Source organism: Mycobacterium sp. NGS35, from assembly GCF_059812855.1.
Genome location: NZ_JCALDL010000016.1, coordinates 63,325 through 84,008 on the forward strand (window position 1 = coordinate 63,325; position 20,684 = coordinate 84,008).

The window sequence follows — 20,684 nt, forward strand, 5'->3', positions numbered from 1 at the left end:
CCACGCCCGCAATGCGTTCATTGTGCGTCGAGGGCGTGGGCTACTCGAACTTTCGCGCCATGGAGGCACAGTCAACGAAGCTCAGGTGGCCGAGGCCGCCGCGATCTCGGCGATCGCCTTGTCCAGCACCGCGTCGAACTCCTCGTCACTTTGCTGCGCGGTCAGGCCCTCGGTCAGCGCGCGGGAGAAGCTTGCGATCACGCCGTTGTTGCGGGCGAGCCGGGCGCAGGCCTCTTCGCGGGAGTAACCGCCCGACAGGGCGAGCACGCGCAACACTTTGGGATGCTCGACGAGCTCGCGGTACAGGTTGTCCTCGTCGGGCAACGTCAGCTTCAGCATGACGGTCTGGTCGTCGGAGAGGCTGTCGACCCCGGCGAGCAGCCCGGCCTTGAGCTGCTGTTCCGCCTCGGCCTTCTTCGGGCTCTTGATGTCGACCTCCGGCTCGATGATCGGGATGAGGCCGGTGGCCAGAATCTGGCGGGCCACCTCGAATTGCTGCTCCACCACCGCGTCGAGGCCTTTGCCCGGAAGCGAGATGAACGAGCGCATCTTGGTGCCGAAGATGCCCTTGTCGACCGCGCGCGCCAGCAGGTCGTCCAAGCCCGGCATCGGCTTCATCACCTTGGCGCCGTCCTGTTCGTCGGCCAGGCCCTTGTCGACCTTGAGGATCGGCACGATGTTCTTGACATCCCACAGGTAGTCGGCGGTGGGGCGGCCCTCGATGTCGCGATCCATGGTGTCCTCGAACAGGATCGCCGCCAGGATGCGGTTCCCGTCGAAGCTGCGGCTGGTGATGATCCGGGTACGCATCTGGTGCACCAGCTCGAACATCTGCTCGTCGGTGGAGTACTGGTCTTCGCCGATGCCGTAGAGCTTCAGCGCCTTGGGCGTGCTGCCGCCGCTCTGATCCAGCGCCGCGACGAAGCCGTCGCCCTTCGCCATCTTCTCGTACTGTTCTGCGTTCATCACTGTCCTCCGCACCTGTGAACCGCCTGCGCTGCTCATGTGCATGTTGGCACAGCGCCTGTGCCTGCAAGACGGCGGATGCGGCGCTAGGGCATCGGCAGCACGCCGGGCGCCGGTTTGCCCACGCGGGTGGCCGTCATCGGCTGCGACAGGGGGCCCGGCTCGTCACCGGCACATGCGTGGCCCACCGTGGCCACTGTGCGGGTGCCCGTCAGCGCGTCGCCTTGAGGCACCAGCGACCAGCTCAGCAGCTGGTTGCGGCTGTCGCCTTCTTCGCACGGAGAGTCGTAGGGCAGCGACAGCTGCCATGTGCCGTCGACGAACTGCAGGGTCAGGTCTGGGTTGTGGGCTGACACGGCCTCGGTGTCGTTGGTGTTCAGCAGCACGGCGCGGGCGATGCAGCCGTCGGCGCCGCACGACGACGTGAACGAGTACGTCGCCGACGTGTCCGCGGTGGGCCTGGGCACGCCGTTGATAGCCCGCTGTGCGCCGTTGAAGTCGACACGGTAGGTGCCATTCAGCGTTGGATCGGCGGCGAAGGCGGGTGCGGTGGAGGCAAGCACGCCCAGGGTGGCGATGACAACGCAACGAAGCAGCATCCGTCGAAGGTACGTCATTCGGCGGCCAGCCGGCGCTTGATCACCTTGCCGGTCGGATTGCGCGGCAGCTCGTCGACCACGACGACATCGCGCGGCACCTTGAACCTGGCGAGCCGGCTCCTGACGTAGTCCTTGACGTCCTGCTCTGCCAACGACGCCCCCGGCCGCACCACGACAAAGCTGCGCAGCCGCTGCCCGTACTCGTCGTCGGGCACGCCTATCACGGCGGCGTCGAGCACGTCGGGGTGGGCGGCCAGCACGTCTTCGACCTCCACGGGGAACACGTTCTCGCCGCCCGAGACGATCATCTCGTCGTCGCGGCCGTCGATGAAAAGCCTTCCCGCAGAGTCGAAGTGGCCGACATCACCGCTGCTCATCAGCCCGTGCATGGTGTCCTTGGTACCTCCGCCGGTGTATCCCTCGAACTGCATGCTGTTGCCGACGAAGATCCGCCCTGTCACACCGGGGGGCACCTGCCGGCCGTCGTCGTCGAAGATCTTGACGACGGCTCCGCGCACCACTCGCCCGACGCAGCCCGGTTCTTCGACGAGGTCTTCCGGCGTGGCGACGCTGCCGTACGCGACTTCGGTTGAGCCGTAGAGGTTGTAGACCACCGGCCCGAACGTCTCCATCGCGCGCGTACACAACTCCGCGCCCAGCTGCGATCCTGCGACGAAGATGATCCGCAGTGACGACATGTCGTACCGCGAAAGGGTCTGCGGGCCGAGATCGAGAATGCGCCGCAGCATGATCGGCACCACGATCAGCGCCGAAGCGCGGTGTCGCGCAATGCTTTCCAGCGTCTGCTGTGGATCGAACCGGCGACGCACCACCAGGGTCGAGTTCATGATCAGTGCGATCAACAGGTGGCCGAAGCCCAGTGAGTGAAAGATCGGCGCGCAGCACTCGGTCACCTCGCCGACGCGAAACGGCGCCTTGTCGAGCAGCCCGGCGAGCGGCAGCAGCGATCGTGGCGCGGGCCGGGTGGCGCCTTTCGGTGTGCCCGTCGTGCCACTGGTCAAGATCACGACCGTGGGCCGCGCGCCCGGTGCCGACGGCGGAAACGGATCGCCGCGGCGGATCAGCTCGTCGAGCGTGTCGTCACCCGGGTCGTCGGCCCAGGCGCGGAATCGGCCATGCGCCACCTCGATGCCCGCCACCGTGTCCGCGTACTCCTGGTCGTACACCAGCAGCTCGGCGCCTTCACGGCGAATCACCTCTCTGATCTGGTCGCCACCGAAGTCGGTGTTGAGCAACACGACTCGTGCGCCCACCTTCATGCCCGCGAACAATGCGTCGAGCAGGCCGCGGTGGTTGCGGGCCAATATCGCGACACCGGATCCCGGCTTCAGACCGCTCCGCCGCCATTCGTTGGCCAGTGCGTTCGACCTCGCTTCCAGCTCGCCGAACGTCAGCTGCCCGCGCTCGTCGACAAGCCCGATTGCATCGGGTCTGCGCACGGCGGCCAGCGTGAGCACCGCGCCCAGCTCACCGTAGTCGCGGACCGCACGCACGATCCTCGCCAGCTGTGCCGGCGATAGCGGACGCAGCAGTCCAGCCCGGCCCAGTTGCACCAGCGACCACGCTTCGTCGCCGGCCCGGGTGAGGAGGCGCCGCAGCATAGTGAGCAGTGTCGTGGATGGCCGCACAAAAATGAACCCGCAGCCGGGTTGCTCAGCTGCGGGTCCGCCTTGTCCGCCGATTACGACGACTCGACCGTGTGAGCCTCGATCGACTTGGCCTTCCCGGCGCTGGTTACTTCGATGCGGCGCGGCTTGGCGGCCTCTGCCATCGGAATGGTGATCGACAGGACGCCGTTCTCGTAGGTCGCCGAAATCCTGCTCGGGTCGATGCCTTCGCCGAGTGAGAGCTGGCGCCGATACGTTCCGTAGAACCGTTCGTTCGCGAGCCACTGGACAGAGTCTTCGGCGGGCTGGGCCGTGCGATGTGCGGTGACCGTCAGCGTGCCGTTGTCGACGTTGACGTCAACCGAACCGGGGTCGACGCCGGGCAGATCGGCGGTGAGCACGTAGTGGTCGTCGACTTTGTAGAGGTCCATCGGCATGAACCGAGGACTGCGGGCCGTTCCAGACTGGCCGGTGAGCCAGCTGCGGGTAAGGGCGTCGATGTCGCTGAACGGATCAAACCGAAGCACAGCAGTCACCTCCTGGTCACCCTCAGAGCCCGCCACCCTGGCGGGCAGCCGATTCAACTGTGCACTGACAAGATTAGCACTCAAGTGCCGCGACTGCTAATACTCGACAAGAAAATTTTCGGCCAATATCGTCGGCAGCATCCGGATGGCTGCCCGTACCGGACCATCTGACCAGCTGCCGCAAGGGGCCTGCCCGATGACCGTCGTCGCCACGGACCTCGGCTCACTTCCCGTGTTCGCCGGAATTCCGACAGACGAGTTGGCGCCATTGGCCGCAGAGCTCACCCCGGTACATGCGGCCGTCGGTGACGTGCTGATGCGCCAAGGCGACAAGGCGGTGTCGTTTTTCCTCATCGCGTCGGGTGAGGTCGAAATCCGCCACACCGACGACGACGGGCACACTTTGGTGGCGTTCCTTTCCGGGGGGCTGATCGGCGAGATCGCGCTTCTGCGCAATGCCCCGCGCACTGCGACCGTGGTGGCCACCGACGAGGTGCACGGCTACGTCGGCGATGTGACGGCGTTCCATCGACTTCTGGAAATTCCCGGCATCGCGCCGCAACTGATCCGCACGGCCCGGCAACGGCTGGCGGCGTTCATCACGCCGATCCCGTTCGAGGCGCGCGACGGCACCGAGCTGATGCTGCGTCCGGTACTGCCCGGCGATACCCAGCGGGTGGTGCACGGGCATGTGATGTTCTCGCCGGAGACGCTGTACCGGCGCTTCCTGTCCGTGCGGACGCCCACCGCGACCGTGCTGACGTATCTGTTCGAAGTCGATTACGTCGACCATTTCGTCTGGGTGGTCACCGACGGGGACGACGGGCCGGTGATCGCCGATGCCCGGTTCGTGCGCGATCCGCACGACCCGACGCTGGCCGAGATCGCATTCACCGTGGCCGACGAATACCAGGGCCGCGGCATCGGCACGCTGCTGTTCGCGGCGCTGGCGGTCGCCGCGCGTGTCGACGGCGTCACCCGGTTCTATGCCCGCGTGCTGGCCGACAACATGCCCGCACGGGCGCTGCTGGACCGCCTGGACGCGCCCTGGATCAGAGACGAGCCCGGCATCGTGACCGCGACGGTGGAGGTGCCGGATCCGGCCAAGCTGCCCGTAAAGGTGAAGCAGCTCAAGGCAATTCAGGACGTCGCCCGTCAGGTCATCCGCGCGTTCGAGTGACGCGTCAGTTAGCGCAATACAGCGAGATCTGCACGGTGCGACTGACGATCACCGGAACCAGAAACGTCGGCCCGTCCCTTCTGCCGCCCACCCGGACCGGGCGGGTGATGGTGTTCGGGTTGCGGACGCTGGTGACGACGCAGTCCTGCAGCGGCCCGCTGCCCACCCGATCGACGTTGACGGTGTAGCCCTGCTGTTCCCAGTAGTTGATGGTGTCCTGTGCCGACTGGTCGGCTGCCGCCGTCCCGGCCGGTGCCGCCACGACGACGCCTGTCGCCACCACCGCTGCGGCGAGGGACAATGCCGTGCGCACAGCCCCGCCTCCTGTTCCTGAGTACTCATTGAAGTACATCGCGTTTGGGGCGCCGAACGTTCCCGAATGGCGCAGGCAATCTGTGGTATCAACGGGCGTGCGCCTGCGCCGGTTCACCCTACTGGCGGCGTTGGCGCTCGCCGCCTGCTCGGTGCCGGCACACGGCCCGTCGGCGCCGTCGACCACGGCGCCCTCCGCCGGTCAGCCGATTGCCATCGACCCGGCCAACATCCGGCGTCTGCGCGGATCGTTTCCGCCGGGCTACGAGATCTCCGAGGTGCACGGGGCTGTGTCGCCGGCTGCCTACTGGGGCCTGCAACCCGGCTGGTCCGCGGAACCGCCGGCATGTGCAGCGCTCGCGGACCCCGCTGCCGGCGGCGCCGCGCCAGGCGATGGCCTGTCCGGATCCGGAAGCGGCGGAATCATCTACGCGGTGGTGGCCGGCGCACCGCCGGCGCGAGGACCAGACCCCGACATCGTCGGCACCTGCCAGCACTGGTCCATGACCTCCGGGCGCACGACCGCCGCCATCCAATTGTCCGGGGGCCCGGCGATCGCCGGTGTCGCGACAATCGGCATGACCGCGGCGATCCGCACCGTCGTCGAAGGCGGCACCAAAACCGACCTGCACGCCACCACCGCCACCGCCTACCTCGGCGATCACGTCGCATTTGTCACCGTCCTCACCGATCCCGGCTCCGCCGCGTCGTCACTGCCGCCCGATTTCGCGTCGACATTTCTGGCGCGCACCGTGGCGACGCTGCGCGGCTGAGTGTCGGCGTTCGGTACATTGCCCGGGTGCGGCTGAGGCTGGCGAGTGTCGTCGGAGTGGTGCTGATCGCGGCCTGCTCGGCCAACGGGCCCAGCGGAACGGCGACGACGACGTCGGCTGCGCCGGTCGTCGACATCGGCAAGGTGCTGTCGGTCAAGCCGAGCTTCGGCCCGGATTTCCAGGTGGTCACCACAGGCCCAGCTGGAATCGACCCGAAATTGCTTGCGCCGCAGAAGATTCCGGATGGCGTCACATTCGATCCGGCCGCGTGCGCGCAGTACGCCACCAAGCAGACGCTGCCGGCGGGTCTGCAGGGCAACATGGCTGCGGTGATCGCGACGGGCCAAGGCAACCGGTTCATCGCGATTGCGTTGGAGACCTCGCAGCCGGTGCCGTTCCAGCCGCCAACCGACAACTGCCGCCACATCGCGTTTTCCGGGCCGAACATGCGCGGCGCCGTCGACGTGGTCGACGCGCCTCACATCGACGGTACGCAAACCCTGGGTAGCAGGCGCGTGCTGGAAGCCACCGTGGGTAGCACGACGGGTGCCGGGCAGCTGTACACGTTCGCGGCATACCTGGGCAGGTACATGGTGTTGGTGACCGCCGACCCGCTGATCGTGCCGAACCAACCGGTGACTGCGGTGAATGTTCCTCGCGCACAACGACTTTTCACTGACGCGGTGGCTGCGGTGCGCAGCTGATCACCGCACGCCGCGCGGCCTGAACTGGATGCTGATCCGCGGTCCGCACGGCTTGCTTGTCTTGGGCACGCAGTGCTCCCAGGTGCGCTGGCACGAGCCGCCCATCACAAGCAGATCGCCGTGGGCCTGCGGCAGTCGCAGTGATGCGCCGCCGCCCTTCGGCCGCAATGCCAGCACGCGCGTGGCGCCGAGGCTGACGATGGCCACCATGGTGTCTTCGGTGCGGCTGCGGCCGATCCGGTCGCCGTGCCACGCGACGCTGTCGTGGCCGTCGCGGTACAAGCACAGCCCGGCAGTGGTGAACGGTTCGCCCAGCTCCGCTGCGTAGGAGTGGTTGAGGCGATCGAGCAGCTGCGCGATGCGCGGATGCGGCGGCGCTTCGGTGGTGAGGTCGTGAAAGCTGAGCAGTCGGGGGACGTCGACCACCCGGTCGTACATCGGGCGGCGCTCCGCGCGCCACGGCGTGACGGCCAGCAATTCGTCGAACAAGGCGCCGCCGTCGTGCAGCCATCCGGAGCAGACGTCGATCCACGCGCCGTCGCCGAGCACCCGGCGGTCGGCATGCTCGAACAGCGCGGCTTGCACGGCGATCGCCATTCCGTCACTGTATCGCACGAGTGTTCGACTTCAGAGCCGGACGGCGCCCGGTCCCTGCTGCGCGAGCACGTCACCGGGGTTGGAAAGGGCACAGCTCTTCAGGCTGAGGCAGCCGCAGCCGATGCAGTCGGCCAGGTTGTCGCGCAGCCGCTGCAGATGCAAGATGCGGTCGTCGAGATCCTGCCGCCATCCCGCGGAGAGTCTTGCCCAGTCCTTACTCGTCGGCACTCGATCGACCGGCAGCGTGGCCAGCGCCTGCCGGACCTTGGCCAATGGGATACCCAGGCGCTGCGACATGCGGATGAACGCCACCCGACGCAGCGTCTCGCGCGGGTACCGGCGCTGGTTCCCCGCGGTGCGGCGGCTACTGATCAGCCCCTGGCGCTCGTAGAAGTGCAGAGCAGAGATCGCGACGCCGCTTCGGCGGGCGAGCTCGCCGGGTGTGAGCTCATGGTCGTCCATACCACCTCAACCATAGTTGAGGGGCTACGGTGCTATCTCGTGGCTGGCGTCGCGTTGGGCGTGGATTCAGAGGTGGGCAGGCTGCGCGCGGTGATCCTGCACCGGCCCGGGCCGGAGCTGCAGCGGTTGACGCCGCGCAACAACGATGCACTGCTGTTCGACGGGCTGCCGTGGGTGAGCCGTGCGCAGGAGGAGCACGACGCGTTCGCCGAGCTGTTGCGCTCGCGGGGCGTCGAGGTGATGCTGCTGGCCGACCTGTTGACAGAGGCGCTGTCGAGCGGGGCCGCGCGGATGCACGGAATCGGCGCCGCCGTCGACGCTCGGCGGCTGGGGCACCCTCTGGCACAGGAGCTTTCGTCTTATCTACGGAGTCTGTCACCCGAAGCGCTGGCCCGGGTGCTGATGGCCGGGATGACGTTCACGGAGCTGCCGTTCACCGCGTCGGCCGAGGTATCGCTGGTACGCCGGATGCACCACGGCGGCGACTTCGTCATCGACCCGCTGCCCAACCTGATGTTCACCCGCGACTCCTCGTTCTGGATCGGGCCGCGGGTGGCGATCACGTCGCTGGCGCTGCCGGCGCGAGTGCGTGAGACATCGTTGACCGACATCATCTACGCCCACCATCCCCGGTTCACCGGTGTGCGGCGGGCCTACGAGTCGCACACCGCGCCCGTGGAGGGTGGCGACGTGCTGCTGTTGGCGCCGGGTGTGGTGGCGGTGGGCGTCGGGGAGCGGACCACGCCCGCCGGCGCAGAAGCGTTGGCGCGCAGCCTGTTCGACGACGGGCTCGCACACACGGTGCTGGCCGTCCCGATTGCGCAGGAGCGCGCGCAGATGCACTTGGACACGGTGTGCACGATGGTGGACGTCGACGCCGTGGTGATGTATCCCAACGTCGTGCACACCCTGTCGGCCTTCACGATCACGCGCACGGAATCCGGCGTGAGGATCGCCGATGCGGAGCCGTTCATGGCGGCCGCGGCCCGTGCGATGGGCATCGATCGGCTGCGCGTGATCGACACCGGCCTGGACCCGGTCACCGCCGAACGCGAACAGTGGGACGACGGCAACAACACGCTGGCGCTGGCCCCCGGTGTGGTCGTGGCCTATGAGCGCAACACCGAAACCAATGCCCGCCTTGAGGATTCGGGCATCGAGGTACTACCGATCTCAGCGTCGGAACTGGGTACAGGCCGCGGTGGACCCCGATGCATGTCCTGCCCGGCGGCCCGCGATCCGTTGTAGCCAGAGCGCAAACTTCTGGCGTAGTTTGAAATCGGGTCCGGCTGTGGAGGTGCCCGGTGAACGACAACCCAACTGAACAAGCCAAACGTCGGGCCGAGCAGGTGGCCGCTCGCATGAAGATCACCCGCCAAGATGCCGACGAAGCTCACCGGCGGGCACAACATGCGCACGCCCGCGCCCGGCAGGCGCATGAATCCGCGGCCAAACTCCACGAGCAAGCGGCAAGGCTGCATCGAAGAGCTGCCGAAGCCCACGAAGTACACGCGGCCCACGAACCGCATCGTGCAGACAAGCACCTGCGCACAGCAGCACAAGAGCGCAATGCAGCGCAACGGGAAAGTGACGCCGCGGTCAGCCAACTGCGCAAGGCCGACGAGGAACAACGCGGTTAGTCGTGCTTTGCGCTTCATCGCGGCAACCACTGTGGTGACACATGCCCGGCAAACTCTGTGATCCGTAGCCGACGGCGGCTGTACATCTGTCAACCCTTTTGCGCAAGGGCAATTCGGCATTGTGGTGACATCGATACGTCGGTGGCAAGTGCGGTCAGTGAAATGCATCGGCAGATCGTTGCCATCACCGAGGTGACCGGATCGCTTTGCTAAGCTGCCGCGCAAGCACCAACTTCTCAATGTCGCGGGGTTCAATGTGGCCAGCGGGACGCAGTGGCGCGGTGTCCGCACACCGGCGCACGTCCTCACTCTCCTTGCCGGCATGGCAGCTATCGCCTGGGCGATCTGGCGAGTTGCCGGCTGGGGCGACGCGAGCACCCGCGTAACGCTCACGTTTGCAGGTTTGATCACAGCCGGGACATTGGCCGCGGTGTGCGCGGTGCTGGCCGCTTGGCGCAGACACGGCCGCCAGAGGTTTGCGTGGCTGCTGTGGGCGGTCGCGTTCGCCGGCTGGACTGTCAGCATGGGGTCGTGGGCACACGAGCACGTACCGGAGGACGCCTCCACCCCGTTGTTCCCGTCGCCCTTGCTGGGCATTGCGATCCTGCCGATCCTCAGCTGCGCCGCGCTGATGGTCTTTCCGTTCGGGCATGCGGGCCGATCACGCTGGCGGATTTTTCTGGACGGAGTACTCGTCGAAAGCTCGCTATTTCTGGTCAGCTGGGTGTTCGTCCTCAACGATCTGTACACGTCCGGTCGTGTCGATCCGCTTGCGCTCAATGCCGGGTTGTTCGCTTCCATGGCCGGCATCGTGACCGTCACAGTCGCCGTCTTGCTCTTGGTGCGCGCCCGCAGCGGGCAGCGCCTGAGCCTCGGGCTGCTCGTCGCTGCAAGCGTGGCAACGGCCGCGTCGGACAACTGGTTTCTGGGACTGATCGCTGGCGGCAGAGAGGATCTGAACGGGCCCGTAGCTTTGGGCTGGTTCATAGGCATGCTGCTGTTCGCTGGTGCGGCGGTTGTGCGGCCGGCTGTACGGCCTGTGGTCTCGGCGCCGGGACCGGCGCTGCCGCCGGCGCTTTCGTCGTGGCTGCCGTATTTTCCGGCGGTGACGGCCGGGGCGGTTGCGACGGTGGCTTACCGCACCGCGGTTGTTCCCAATGCCGCGCTGGTTGCGACAATCGTGATGACGATCAGCCTTTTCGCCAGGCAGTTCATGACCGTTTCGGAGAACCGTCGTCTGCTGCAGCGGGTCGCCGACCAGGCGCTGCACGATCCGCTCACCCGGCTGGCCAACCGAGCGTTGTTCCGCGATCGGCTGGCGCATGCCGTCGCACGGCACAACGTCGAGCGCAATGCGATTTCGGTGATGCTGATCGATCTCGACGACTTCAAGATGGTCAACGACCACATGGGGCATTCGGCCGGTGACGTGGTGCTGGGGCAGACCGCGCATCGGCTCGAGAGCTTTCTTCTTCCCACCGACACCGTGGCACGTGTCGGCGGCGACGAATTCGCTGTGCTGATCGAAGGTGAGGTTGACCGCGCGCATCTGGTGGCCTATCGAATTGTCGAGGCGTTCGACCGGCCGTTCGTCGTCACCGGTGAAGAGGTGACAGTCAAACCCAGCGTCGGGCTTGCGGTGGCACCTCGCGGGAAGCTCGTCGACTCCCCAGAGGTACTGCTCAACCAGGCCGACATCGCGATGCGTGCCGCCAAGCGTTCGCGACTCGGTAACCTGCAGATCTTCACCAACGAGCTGACCTGCGACACGGACCAAAGCCATGCCCGGAACGGGAGAAACGGCGGCGGTTCCGCGGCGGTGCGCTTGCTGGGTGAACTGCGCAACGCGATCGAAAATCGCACGCTGACAATGGTTTACCAGCCCAAGGTGAACCTGCGGACCGATCAGATCGTCGGCGTGGAAGCGCTCATCCGGTGGCCACACCTCAAGCGGGGCCTGATCGAGCCGGAGAACTTCTTGGCGCTGGTCCGTCAGCACGGGCTGATGCGAGACCTGTCCGATCTCGTCATCGCCACAGCGCTCGACGATGCCGCGCAGTGGCATGGCCTCGGGCAGCACATCCCGGTCGCCGTCAACCTGTTTCCGCCGCTGTTCGCCGACACCCGGCTGCCTCGGCGCATCGCCGACGAACTCAGCAGCCGCAATCTCGGCGCGGACTCACTTGTCCTGGAGATCACCGAAGACCTGCTTATCGACGAAATGACCACGACCGCAAGTATTCTGGCGGACCTGCGCCAGGGCGGGGTGCGTATCGTGCTCGACGACTTCGGCAGCGGTTACTCGGCGCTGCGTTACCTTCGCGAACTTCCGATCGACGAGATCAAACTCGAAAAGCGTTTCACCGCAGCCATTTTGGGTGACGAGCGGACAGCGGCGATCGTGCGCGCCGTCATCAACCTCGCGCACACCCTCAACTTGTCGACTGTGGCGGAGGGCGTCGAAGACGCCGAAACGGCCGACCGGCTGAGAGAATTCGGTTGCGAGATGGCCCAGGGTTTCTTCTTCAGTCCGCCGCTCGCCGCCCCGGCGCTCCACGAGCTATTTGTGTCCACCACCTCGCCGGCGGCTTCCTGACAACCGGGCGATCGACCGACCCACGACGTCACGCGTGCTGAGATCGATTGCCGCCGTTTCGTTTTGCAACGTACATCGCGGCATCGGCCGCGGCGATGAGCTGCTCGATGAGCTCCGCATGCGCCAGCCTGGCGGATTTCGGTAACACCACAGAGCTGAGCCCGATGCTGGCGGTGATGCCGAACGACAGCTCCGAGATGGAGTCGCGCAAGCGGTTGGCAAGATCCAGCGCGTTCTGTGACTCGCCGTATAGCGCGATGAGAAACTCTTCGCCACCGGCGCGGCACAGCGCCGCGCCGGGCGGGCTGTGTTCTCGCAGCAGCTCGGCGGCCGCGCGCAGGGCGCGGTCGCCGACGGGGTGACCGTGGTTGTCGTTGACGCTCTTGAAGTCGTCGATGTCGATCAGGAGCACCGCCAGGCCGGTGTCGTCCGGTCGCGCGTCGGCCAGCCGGCTGCTGATGGTGTCGACGAAAGCCCGCCGGTTCAACAGCCCGGTGAGCGGATCTTCGTCGGACCGTGCGGCGTAGCGGCTCATCGCACCCGCCAAGCCGCGGATCGCCAAGGGGACAGAAACGTTGAGGAACCAGATCACCCAGAACGCCGCCGAGGCGGTCGCGACGTCGACATCGCGCGCCAGCCGGAACGCCGCGACCGTGGCAGTCAGCACCGCGACCGAGAAGTTCAACAGCAAGACTCTGGGGCTGTGGAAAAAGGCGATGTAACCCCCGGTGATCGCCGTTGCAGTGGCAGCCAGGGCCGCGACGGCGGCGCTGGGCTGCGTGAGGCTCCATCCTGCGATGCACACTGTGCCGGCTACCGCGGCGAATTGCGATTGCCGGCGGGTCGGCCACCTCGTGAGCCAGAAAGCGGTCATGCCGACGGTGAAGAGGACGGTGACGATACTCAGGACGGTTGCCGGAGTGCCGGCGTTGCGGTCGGTGGCCAAGGCCGTGACGGGCACCAGCGACGACGTGGCCACGACCACCGCCATGATCGACTGTGCAGAGCCCTGCAGCTTGCGCTGACGCAGAAACGCCGTCATGCGTGCGAACTGGTCGGGCCGGCTCAACCAGCCTCTCACTCGTGACATTCGACGCCGTCTCCGCTCGGTCACCAGACCGTACAGCTAACTCAACGTCCAATAAGATACGCGATCTGTGGGTTTGCTAATTCACTAATTTGGGACGCTGACACGCGCATTGCCCAAAATCGGGAGAGCAATCCCAGTTCCAGGAAGACCAGTGGTCTCGATAAAGACGGCGATTTCCAGAGCGCATCCTCGACACCAAAGGAGCGCAATTTCTAAGCGATTTGCTGAGAGCCACCTCGCAAGCAGCTGTAGCGAACCGGCGCGAGTGCGTGGTCAGCGCCAGCTGGGCAGCCAGATCTCCATGTTCCACGTCGCCTGCGAGATCGGAATGCCGGTGAGGATGGGGAACAGCCAGGCGAAGTTCGCGATCACCGCAGCGACGTAGAAGCTGGCCACCAGCAGGCCGAGCGTTCGCCGCTCGCGCGACTGACCTGGGGCATACAGCACGTCGCCGAGAACAAGAGCGATCATGATCACCAGAAACGGCGCCATCGGCGCGGCGTAGAAGAAATACATCTGGCGCCCGATGTCGGCAAACCACGGCAGCCAGCCCGCGCAATAGCCGACCAGCGCTGCGCCATACCGCCAATCATGTTTCACCGCAGCTCGCCACAGCGCCCAGAGCAGCACCGGCAGCGCGATCCACCAGATGGCCGGCGTGCCGACCATCATCACCGCCTTGACGCACGACTGGGCACCGCAGCCGGCGATGTTCTGCTGGTCGATCGCGTACAGCACCGGCCGCAGCGACATCGGCCATGCCCATGGTTTCGACTCCCAGGGGTGATAGTTGCCTGCCGCGTTGGTCAAGCCCGCGTGGAAGTTGTAGACGCCGTAGGTGTAGTGCCACAGCGAGCGGATGGCGTCAGGCAAGAGGCCGCCCGGCCCGATCGAGCGGCCCACTTCGTAGCGGTTGATCGCCGTTTCGGACGCGAACCAGGGCGCATACGACGCCATGTACACAGCGAATGGAATGAGCCACATCGCGTACACCGTCGGCGCCGTGTCGCGACGCAACACACCGAGCCACGGCCGCGGCACCTGATACTGCCGGCGCGCGGCCACGTCGAACGCCAGCGACAGCGCCGCGAAGAACACCATGAAATACAGCCCCGACCACTTGGTGGCGAAGGCCAACCCCAGCAGCACGCCTGCCGCGAAGCGCCACCACCTCACGCCAAGCCTTGGCCCCCAAGGTGTTTCGGCGATGCGTCCCTCGGTGAACGCGACGTGCATGCGGGCGCGCATCTGGTCACGGTCGACCATCAGCGCTGCGAACGCCGCGACCACGAACGTCGCCAAGAAACCGTCCAGAAGCGCGGTGCGCGCCGAGACGAAACTGACGCCGTCGGCGATGATCAGCAGTCCTGCGATACCGCCGACCAAGGTCGAGCGGCTCAGCCGACGGGCGATCCGCGCTACCAGCACGACCAGCACCACCCCGGCCAGTGCGCCGCTGAACCGCCAGCCCCAGCCGTTGTAGCCGAAGATCGCCTCCCCGACCGCGATGAGCATCTTGCCCATCGGCGGGTGCACCACGAGCCCGTAGCCGGGGTTGTCCTCGACGCCGCCGTTGTGCAGCATCTGCCAGGCCTGCGGGGCGTAGTGCTTCTCGTCGAAGATCGGCGTCCCGGCGTCGGTGGGATAGCCGAGGCTGACGAACCGCGTGATCGCCGCGAGCGCGGCGACGACGGCCGTCATCGCCCAGCCTTGCAGCCGGTCGGTCGGGCCGAAGTCGGCGACCGGCGCGACCGGGCCGGGGCTGATCATGGGTGCCTTGCGCTCGTCGGTGCGCGGTTGGACGTCAGCCACGGTCACATCGGCGATCGTAGGCTGTCGGCATGGGCGGCGGCCGACTGTTGCTGGGCGCGACACCGCTGGGGCAGCCGGCCGACGCGTCCGGCCGCCTGGTGTCCGCGCTCGGTTCCGCCGATGTCGTGGCCGCTGAGGACACCCGCCGCGTGCGCACGCTGGCCACCGCGCTCGGGGTTCGGATCCCGGGGAGGGTGGTCAGCTTGTTCGACCAGAACGAGGCGGCCCGGGTGCCTGCGCTGGTCGCCGACATGAAGGCAGGCGCCACCGTACTGGCCGTCACCGACGCCGGCATGCCGCTGGTCAGCGACCCCGGTTACCGGCTGGTCACGGCGTGCATTGCCGCGGACATTCCGGTCACCTGCTTGCCCGGTCCGTCGGCGGTGACCACCGCGCTGGCGGTATCCGGGCTGCCGTCGGAGCGGTTTTGCTTCGAGGGCTTCGCGCCGCGCAAACCCGCTGCCCGCCGGGCATGGCTGGCGGGGCTGGCGGCCGAGCCACGCACATGTGTCTTCTTCGAATCACCGCGGCGGCTGGCGGCTTGCCTGGCCGACGCGGCCGAAGAGCTCGGCCCGTCGCGGCAGGCGGTCGTCTGCCGCGAGCTGACCAAGGTGCACGAGGAAGTGGTGCGCGGGTCACTCGCGGAGCTTGCCGAGTGGGCGACTCACGGAGTGCTGGGGGAGATCACGGTCGTGCTGGCGGGTTCGCGCCCGCAAGCCGACATCGTCGCGTTGATCGGCGAAGTGGCTGCGCTGGTGGACGCCGGCGCCCGGGTGAAGGATGCGTGTGCCGAGGTGATCGCGGGGAATCCGGGCGCGCCGTCGCGTCGCGAGCTCTACGATGCGTTCCTGCGGGCGAGGGGTTGACCGAGCCCGAGGATCGGAGCGGCCTTGTGCAGGCACTCCTGCCATTCGGCGTCGGGATCAGAGTCGGCGGTGATCCCGCCGCCTACCCCGAGCACGGCGCCGCCGTCGGCGGCGAACTCCACGGTGCGGATCGCGACGTTGAGTTCAGTGCCGGCCAGTGGTGACGCCAAACCGATTGTGCCGCAAAATATTCCGCGCCGTTGCGGCTCCCATTGCGCCAACAGCTGGCGCGCCCTGGTTTTCGGCGTGCCGGTGACCGACGCCGGCGGGAACGTCGCGTCCAGTACGGCCGCCATCGGGACGTCGGGGTCGACGTCAGCCGTGACCGTCGACACCAAATGCCACACGCCCGGGGCCGGCTGCACCACCAGAAGCTTTGGGACGGTGACTGTTCCGTTGACAGCGACTCGGCTCAGGTCGTTGCGGACGAGATCGACGATCATGATGTTCTCGGCGACATCCTTGACCGACGTGCGCAGCGCCGACGGGTCCGCGTGCCGCGGCAGGGTGCCCTTGATCGGACTCGACGCCAACGCGGTACCGCGCCGCCGCAGAAACAATTCCGGCGACAGCGACGCCACCGCGCCCCACTCGCCAGACACGTAAGCTGCACGGGCCGGACGGGTGCGGGCGGCCGCGTCGACGAAGAAGTCGACGGACGTGCCGACAAGTCTGCCGGCGAATTGCGTGCACACGCATGCTTGGTAGATCTCACCCGCGGCAATGGCCTCCAGGCATGCGTGCACCCCATGCTGGTGCGCGTCGCGGTCCGCCGCTTGCCATTCGACATGGCCGGGCCCGGGCGCACCAGGCGACCGCAATGCCTCGGTGATCCAGGTGGGAAGTGTTGCGCCCGAAATGCTTTCGTACCACCAGACCTCGTCACGGTCCTGGCGCAGCACACAGTCCGTCCAGTTGCCGGCCGCCTCGGGAATGCGCGGGCCGAGACCGTCCGCACCGGCATCGGGATAGGAGAGGTAGCCGAGCCAGCCGCCGCCGATGGCGTCACCCTGCGACCCCGGCGCCACGGTGAAGACGTCGCGGCGACCGACGGGCACAGCCTGCAGTTGCGGTGCGATGACCGCCCGCGAGCCGAACCAGTCGCCGATCAGTGCGGCCGGACGTCCGCGACGCGCGAGGGCTCGTAGCACCGCCGGCGCGTCGCCCAGTTCGCCGAGCCGCTCGATCCGCATGCCCGCAAGCCTGACGTGCCGGGAGAGCAGACGCAAAGTCAGCGGCTGATCGCGCGCGGCACGTCGATACCGGCCAGCTTGTCGGGATTGCGCATCACGTAGAAGTGCGTGATGCGCCCGTCGACGATCTCGACGGTGACCAGCCCTTCGAAGTTGTCGCCGAGATACAGCTTCAGCGCCGGGGCGTTGTTGTACATCGCCGGCTCCAGTCGCCCGTTCTCGCCGCCCAGGCGCATCAGGCCCATGACCAGTCGGGCGACGCGTTGGGCCCCACTGACCGGCCGCCGTGCAGCGCTGACCTTGCCTGCGCTGTCGGCGGTCCACACCACGTCCGGTGCCAGCAACTCGAGCAAGCCGTCGACGTCGCCGGTGGCTGCGGCGGTGAAGAACCGGGTCGTGATCTCCATCGACAGCTGCGGGTCGACGGGCTCGAACCGCTTGCGCCGCGACTGCACGTGCTCGCGGGCCCGATGCGCAATCTGGCGCACCGTCGACGCGGATTTGCCGACGGCGGAACCGATTTCGTCGTAACCGAAGCGGAACACCTCCCGCAAGACGAACACCGCGCGTTCGTCGGGACCCAGGGTCTCCAGCACCACCAGCATCGCCATCGACACCGACTCGGCCAGCACCACATCAGAGGACGGGTCGCTGGTTTCCAGCAGCAGCGGCTCGGGCAGCCACGGGCCGACATAGTCCTCGCGCCTGCGGGACTGGGCCCGCAGCGCGTTGAGGGCTTGCCGGGTGACGAGCTGGGCGAGGTAGGCCTTGGTGTCGTGCACCGTGGACAGGTCTACCTCGGCCCAGCGCAGGTAACTTTCCTGCAGCACGTCGTCGGCTTCCGTTGCGGTGCCGAGGATTTCGTAGGCGATCGTGAACAGCAGCGGCCGCAACAGGGTGAACCGCTCAGCGTGCTCGTCGATCGCGTGCTGGGCACGCGAATCATCGGTGGTCATGGCAGCGAAATCGGTTCTGCGGCAGGACGTTTGCCGCCGCGCAGCCAGAACGCCGAGCCGGGTTTGCGGGCTTCTCGCGCGATCCCCCGCACGGTGCCCTTGCAGATCATCTCCTTGACAGTCGCAGCTAGCCGGCCTCCGAGATACAAGCGCCGCGGAGTGTCGTCGGCGTGGGTGAGCTGGAACGTCCCCAGCGACCGGCCCAAGCTGAGGCACTGCCCGATGAACGCCTGGTCGATCACCGCGGGCGTCTTGCCGGCGATCCGGCTGAGCACCGTGTTGGCCGCCTGTGCGCCCAGCGGCCCCGCGGCCTGGCAGCTCATTCGCAGCGGCTGACCCGACGGCGCGGCCGCATCACCGGCAGCGACGATCCGCTCGTCGTCGATGCTCGTCAGCGTCTCGTCGGTCAGCAGTCGGCCCACCGCGTCCGTGCTCAGTCCGCTGCGCGCCGCCAGATCCGGCACATCGAAACCGGCGGTCCAGATCGTCACGGCGCTGGGCAACTCGACGCCGTCCTCCAGCAGCACCCGGTGCTCGTCCACCTCGACCACCGCGGTGCCTTGCAGAACCCGAACGCCGAGACGGTCGAGCTGGCGGGCCACCGACCGGCGCGCGGCGTCGCCCAGCGACGGCCCCAGCGTCGGACCGCAGATCAGTGTCACGGCGGCCCCAGGGCGCTGATCGGCGAGCTCGGCAGCCATCTCGATGCCGGTGAGGCCACCACCGACCACGCACACCGGCGCGTGGGGATGCAGGTCCTCGAGCCGCTCGCGCAGGCGCTGCGCATGGTCGAAATCGCTTACTTGCCAAGCGAACTCAGCAGCTCCGGCCACACTCGGGTGGGCGCCGGTGCTGCCGACGGCGTAGATCAGGTAGTCGTAGCGCAGTGCACTGCCCGACGCCAGCCTCACCGCTTGGGCGTCGCGGTCGATGTCGGTGGCGGTGTCGACGACGAGATGCACCTTCGGGTTCAGCAGCTCGCCGTAGTCGACGGTCGCCGAGCCCGAGTTGGCCACGAACTGGTGCAACCGGATGCGTTCGACGAAGTGCGGGCGCGGGTTCACCAGGCTGACGGTGACGTCGTCGCGCATGTACAGATGATTCGCCGCAATCGTTCCGGCGTAACCGCCGCCGATCACGACAACTGAGATGGGAGTGTTCGAGTTGGTCATGCCCTACAGACACCGGCTCGCGCCCGGACGTGACACCTTGTGACCCAGATCTCACTCGGCCTGATAGCGCGGGAACACGCCCGTCGGCGCCGGCAGCGCGGTCCCCGGCGCCAACCGCGTGCCGATCGCGGCGAACGAACGGGCATCGGCAGCCTGGCCGAGCAGGTCCAAGAGCTTGGCGGCCGAGTCCGGCATCACCGGCTGCACCAGCAGTGCAGCGATCCGCACCACCTCCAGCGTCGTGTACAGCACGGTGCCGAACCGCTCGTGGTCTGCCTGCGCCTCTGACTTGCGCAGAACCCACGGCTGCTGCGCCGAGAAATACTTGTTTGCCGCACCCAGCACCAGCCAGATCGCTTCCAGCGCAAGATGCATGGCCGGAACCTCGAAGTGCGCGCGGACCCGCTCGAGCAGCCCGTCGGCCGCCGCCAGCAATTCGCGGTCGTCGTCGGTGAACGCCACCGGCTCCGGCACCACGCCGTCGAGATTTTTGGCCACCATCGACAGCGAGCGTTGCGCGAGGTTGCCCAACTCGTTGGCCAAATCGGCGTTGACGCGGGTGATGATCGCGTCGTCGCTGTAACTGCCGTCCTGACCGAACGGCACCTCGCGCAAGAGGAAATACCGCACCTGGTCCACTCCGAACTCGTCGATCAGCGTGACCGGGTCGACGACGTTGCCCACCGACTTGCTCATCTTCGTGCCACGGTTGAGCAGGTGGCCGTGCGCGAAAACCCTTCGGGGCAGCTCGATTCCGGCCGACATGAGAAACGCCGGCCAGTACACCGCATGGAACCGGATGATGTCCTTGCCGATCATGTGCAGATCGGCCGGCCAGAACGTCTGGAACAACTCCGATGATGTATCCGGAAACCCAACGCCCGTAAGGTAATTCGTCAATGCGTCCACCCACACGTACATGACGTGTTCGGGGTGGTCGGGCACCTGCACGCCCCAATCGAACGAGGTGCGGGAGATCGACAGGTCGCGCAGTCCGCCCGAGACAAAGCTGATCACCTCGTTGCGGCGCACCTCAGGACCGATGAACTCCGGATGCGCTTCGTAATGGGCCAGGAGTTTGTCCGCGTATGCCGACAGCCGGAAGAAATACGTCTGCTCCTCGGTCCAGACCACCGGCGCGCCGCTTTCGACCGCTACGCGGGTGCCGTCCGGCTCCAGCCTCGTCTCGCTCTCGCTGAGGTAGTTCTCGTCGCGCACGGAGTACCAGCCCGCATACGAGCCGAGATAGATGTCGCCGGCGTCCACCATCCGCTGCCAGATCGCCTTCGACGCTTCCAAGTGATCGGGGTCCGTGGTCCGGATGAACCGGTCATACGACAGGTTGAGCTTGTCGTAAAGCCGTTGGAACACATCGGAATTGCGCCGGGCCAGCTGCGCGGTGGGCAGTCCCTCGGCCGCGGCGGCCTCGGCCATCTTCAGCCCGTGCTCGTCGGTGCCGGTGAGGAACCGGACGTGGTAACCGTCGAGCCGTTTGAACCGCGCGATGGCGTCGGTGGCGATCTTCTCGTAGGCATGCCCGATGTGCGGCGCCCCGTTCGGGTAGTCGATCGCGGTGGTCACATAGAAAGGCCTCATTATCTGATCACAATA

The 20,684-nt window shown here is 67.0% G+C and carries 20 protein-coding genes; 7 read left to right on the forward strand and 13 right to left on the reverse strand.

Going from position 1 to position 20,684, the window contains the following annotated elements:
- Nucleotides 1–81 precede the first annotated feature (81 nt).
- The 4 genes from AC5Y4C_RS20395 to AC5Y4C_RS20410 form a co-directional block, all read right to left on the reverse strand.
- Nucleotides 82–966, reverse strand: coding sequence for a fructose bisphosphate aldolase (locus AC5Y4C_RS20395; RefSeq protein WP_499961725.1), 885 nt, complete (start codon nt 964–966; stop codon nt 82–84).
- An 86-nt stretch (nt 967–1,052) separates the two neighbouring features.
- The gene (locus tag AC5Y4C_RS20400; protein ID WP_499961726.1) at nt 1,053–1,565 is read right to left on the reverse strand and encodes an Rv2253/PknI dimerization domain-containing protein; all 513 of its coding nucleotides are present in this window, start codon (nt 1,563–1,565) and stop codon (nt 1,053–1,055) included.
- A 14-nt stretch (nt 1,566–1,579) separates the two neighbouring features.
- The gene (locus AC5Y4C_RS20405) at nt 1,580–3,187 is read right to left on the reverse strand and encodes an acyl-CoA synthetase (RefSeq protein ID WP_499961727.1); all 1,608 of its coding nucleotides are present in this window, start codon (nt 3,185–3,187) and stop codon (nt 1,580–1,582) included.
- 80 nt (nt 3,188–3,267) lie between these two features.
- Entirely contained in the window at nt 3,268–3,720 is a 453-nt protein-coding gene (locus AC5Y4C_RS20410) for an Hsp20/alpha crystallin family protein (protein WP_499907426.1), read from the reverse strand.
- Between the two features lie 196 nt (nt 3,721–3,916).
- Between AC5Y4C_RS20410 and pat the strand changes: the two genes are divergently transcribed.
- On the forward strand, nt 3,917–4,900 hold the full coding sequence (pat, locus tag AC5Y4C_RS20415) for an acetyltransferase Pat (protein ID WP_499951804.1): 984 nt from the start codon (nt 3,917–3,919) through the stop codon (nt 4,898–4,900).
- Between the two features lie 4 nt (nt 4,901–4,904).
- Here the strand turns inward: pat and AC5Y4C_RS20420 are convergent, their stop codons facing one another.
- Nucleotides 4,905–5,213 (reverse strand): hypothetical protein, encoded by a 309-nt coding sequence (locus AC5Y4C_RS20420; RefSeq protein WP_499961729.1) that lies wholly within the window; start codon nt 5,211–5,213, stop codon nt 4,905–4,907.
- Between AC5Y4C_RS20420 and AC5Y4C_RS20425 the strand changes: the two genes are divergently transcribed.
- On the forward strand, nt 5,206–5,985 hold the full coding sequence (locus tag AC5Y4C_RS20425) for a DUF5642 family protein (protein ID WP_500008523.1): 780 nt from the start codon (nt 5,206–5,208) through the stop codon (nt 5,983–5,985). The two genes, AC5Y4C_RS20420 and AC5Y4C_RS20425, sit on opposite strands and share 8 nt — an antisense overlap.
- A gap of 26 nt (nt 5,986–6,011) precedes the next feature.
- A complete protein-coding gene (locus tag AC5Y4C_RS20430) occupies nt 6,012–6,689 on the forward strand; it encodes a DUF5642 family protein (protein WP_499906388.1) in 678 nt (225 codons plus the stop codon).
- Here the strand turns inward: AC5Y4C_RS20430 and AC5Y4C_RS20435 are convergent, their stop codons facing one another.
- The gene (locus tag AC5Y4C_RS20435) at nt 6,690–7,286 is read right to left on the reverse strand and encodes an alpha-ketoglutarate-dependent dioxygenase AlkB (RefSeq protein WP_499906386.1); all 597 of its coding nucleotides are present in this window, start codon (nt 7,284–7,286) and stop codon (nt 6,690–6,692) included.
- A gap of 30 nt (nt 7,287–7,316) precedes the next feature.
- On the reverse strand, nt 7,317–7,748 hold the full coding sequence (soxR, locus tag AC5Y4C_RS20440) for a redox-sensitive transcriptional activator SoxR (RefSeq protein WP_499906384.1): 432 nt from the start codon (nt 7,746–7,748) through the stop codon (nt 7,317–7,319).
- Between soxR and arcA the strand changes: the two genes are divergently transcribed.
- The 3 genes from arcA to AC5Y4C_RS20455 all read left to right on the forward strand — a co-directional run bounded on the left by arcA (nt 7,737) and on the right by AC5Y4C_RS20455 (nt 11,984).
- Entirely contained in the window at nt 7,737–8,996 is a 1,260-nt protein-coding gene (gene arcA, locus AC5Y4C_RS20445; protein WP_499914090.1) for an arginine deiminase, read from the forward strand. The genes soxR and arcA overlap by 12 nt on opposite strands.
- A 56-nt stretch (nt 8,997–9,052) precedes the next feature.
- On the forward strand, nt 9,053–9,388 hold the full coding sequence (locus tag AC5Y4C_RS20450) for a hypothetical protein (RefSeq protein WP_499906380.1): 336 nt from the start codon (nt 9,053–9,055) through the stop codon (nt 9,386–9,388).
- A 322-nt stretch (nt 9,389–9,710) separates the two neighbouring features.
- Nucleotides 9,711–11,984 carry a putative bifunctional diguanylate cyclase/phosphodiesterase gene (locus AC5Y4C_RS20455; protein WP_499961732.1) on the forward strand — a complete coding sequence of 758 codons (2,274 nt, stop codon included), beginning with the start codon at nt 9,711–9,713 and terminating at the stop codon, nt 11,982–11,984.
- Between the two features lie 28 nt (nt 11,985–12,012).
- On the opposite strand, the gene AC5Y4C_RS20460 is transcribed toward AC5Y4C_RS20455, so the two are convergent.
- Nucleotides 12,013–13,065: a GGDEF domain-containing protein gene (locus AC5Y4C_RS20460; protein ID WP_500008524.1), complete on the reverse strand. Its 1,053-nt coding sequence runs from the start codon at nt 13,063–13,065 to the stop codon at nt 12,013–12,015.
- A 282-nt stretch (nt 13,066–13,347) separates the two neighbouring features.
- Nucleotides 13,348–14,844: a dolichyl-phosphate-mannose--protein mannosyltransferase gene (locus AC5Y4C_RS20465; RefSeq protein ID WP_499909828.1), complete on the reverse strand. Its 1,497-nt coding sequence runs from the start codon at nt 14,842–14,844 to the stop codon at nt 13,348–13,350.
- A 71-nt stretch (nt 14,845–14,915) separates the two neighbouring features.
- On the opposite strand from AC5Y4C_RS20465, the gene rsmI reads away from it, so the two are divergent.
- The gene (gene rsmI / locus AC5Y4C_RS20470) at nt 14,916–15,752 is read left to right on the forward strand and encodes a 16S rRNA (cytidine(1402)-2'-O)-methyltransferase (RefSeq protein WP_499909350.1); all 837 of its coding nucleotides are present in this window, start codon (nt 14,916–14,918) and stop codon (nt 15,750–15,752) included.
- On the opposite strand, the gene AC5Y4C_RS20475 is transcribed toward rsmI, so the two are convergent.
- The 4 genes from AC5Y4C_RS20475 to metG are packed head-to-tail and all read right to left on the reverse strand — an operon-like array spanning nt 15,722 to nt 20,669.
- On the reverse strand, nt 15,722–16,945 hold the full coding sequence (locus tag AC5Y4C_RS20475; protein ID WP_499965240.1) for an aminodeoxychorismate synthase component I: 1,224 nt from the start codon (nt 16,943–16,945) through the stop codon (nt 15,722–15,724). The two genes, rsmI and AC5Y4C_RS20475, sit on opposite strands and share 31 nt — an antisense overlap.
- A gap of 38 nt (nt 16,946–16,983) precedes the next feature.
- Complete coding sequence (locus AC5Y4C_RS20480) at nt 16,984–17,901, reverse strand: RNA polymerase sigma-70 factor (protein WP_499965238.1); 918 nt, start codon at nt 17,899–17,901, stop codon at nt 16,984–16,986.
- Complete coding sequence (locus AC5Y4C_RS20485) at nt 17,898–19,073, reverse strand: NAD(P)/FAD-dependent oxidoreductase (protein WP_499909357.1); 1,176 nt, start codon at nt 19,071–19,073, stop codon at nt 17,898–17,900. The genes AC5Y4C_RS20480 and AC5Y4C_RS20485 overlap by 4 nt, the downstream gene beginning before the upstream one ends.
- Before the next feature lie 51 nt (nt 19,074–19,124).
- Nucleotides 19,125–20,669 (reverse strand): methionine--tRNA ligase, encoded by a 1,545-nt coding sequence (metG, locus tag AC5Y4C_RS20490; RefSeq protein ID WP_499951816.1) that lies wholly within the window; start codon nt 20,667–20,669, stop codon nt 19,125–19,127.
- Between the last annotated feature and the right edge of the window lie 15 nt (nt 20,670–20,684).

What these genes read in the sequence shown, in the direction of transcription:
- AC5Y4C_RS20485 (WP_499909357.1), bottom strand. Translation starts at nt 19,073, where the DNA reads ATGACCAACTCGAACACTCCCATCTCAGTTGTCGTGATCGGCGGCGGT.
- arcA (WP_499914090.1), top strand. Translation starts at nt 7,737, where the DNA reads ATGGTCGTCCATACCACCTCAACCATAGTTGAGGGGCTACGGTGCTAT.
- AC5Y4C_RS20465 (WP_499909828.1), bottom strand. Translation starts at nt 14,844, where the DNA reads ATGATCAGCCCCGGCCCGGTCGCGCCGGTCGCCGACTTCGGCCCGACC.
- AC5Y4C_RS20400 (WP_499961726.1), bottom strand. Translation starts at nt 1,565, where the DNA reads ATGCTGCTTCGTTGCGTTGTCATCGCCACCCTGGGCGTGCTTGCCTCC.
- pat (WP_499951804.1), top strand. Translation starts at nt 3,917, where the DNA reads ATGACCGTCGTCGCCACGGACCTCGGCTCACTTCCCGTGTTCGCCGGA.
- soxR (WP_499906384.1), bottom strand. Translation starts at nt 7,748, where the DNA reads ATGGACGACCATGAGCTCACACCCGGCGAGCTCGCCCGCCGAAGCGGC.
- AC5Y4C_RS20435 (WP_499906386.1), bottom strand. Translation starts at nt 7,286, where the DNA reads ATGGCGATCGCCGTGCAAGCCGCGCTGTTCGAGCATGCCGACCGCCGG.
- rsmI (WP_499909350.1), top strand. Translation starts at nt 14,916, where the DNA reads ATGGGCGGCGGCCGACTGTTGCTGGGCGCGACACCGCTGGGGCAGCCG.
- AC5Y4C_RS20480 (WP_499965238.1), bottom strand. Translation starts at nt 17,901, where the DNA reads ATGACCACCGATGATTCGCGTGCCCAGCACGCGATCGACGAGCACGCT.
- AC5Y4C_RS20395 (WP_499961725.1), bottom strand. Translation starts at nt 966, where the DNA reads ATGAACGCAGAACAGTACGAGAAGATGGCGAAGGGCGACGGCTTCGTC.
- AC5Y4C_RS20475 (WP_499965240.1), bottom strand. Translation starts at nt 16,945, where the DNA reads ATGCGGATCGAGCGGCTCGGCGAACTGGGCGACGCGCCGGCGGTGCTA.
- AC5Y4C_RS20405 (WP_499961727.1), bottom strand. Translation starts at nt 3,187, where the DNA reads ATGCTGCGGCGCCTCCTCACCCGGGCCGGCGACGAAGCGTGGTCGCTG.
- AC5Y4C_RS20455 (WP_499961732.1), top strand. Translation starts at nt 9,711, where the DNA reads ATGGCAGCTATCGCCTGGGCGATCTGGCGAGTTGCCGGCTGGGGCGAC.
- metG (WP_499951816.1), bottom strand. Translation starts at nt 20,669, where the DNA reads ATGAGGCCTTTCTATGTGACCACCGCGATCGACTACCCGAACGGGGCG.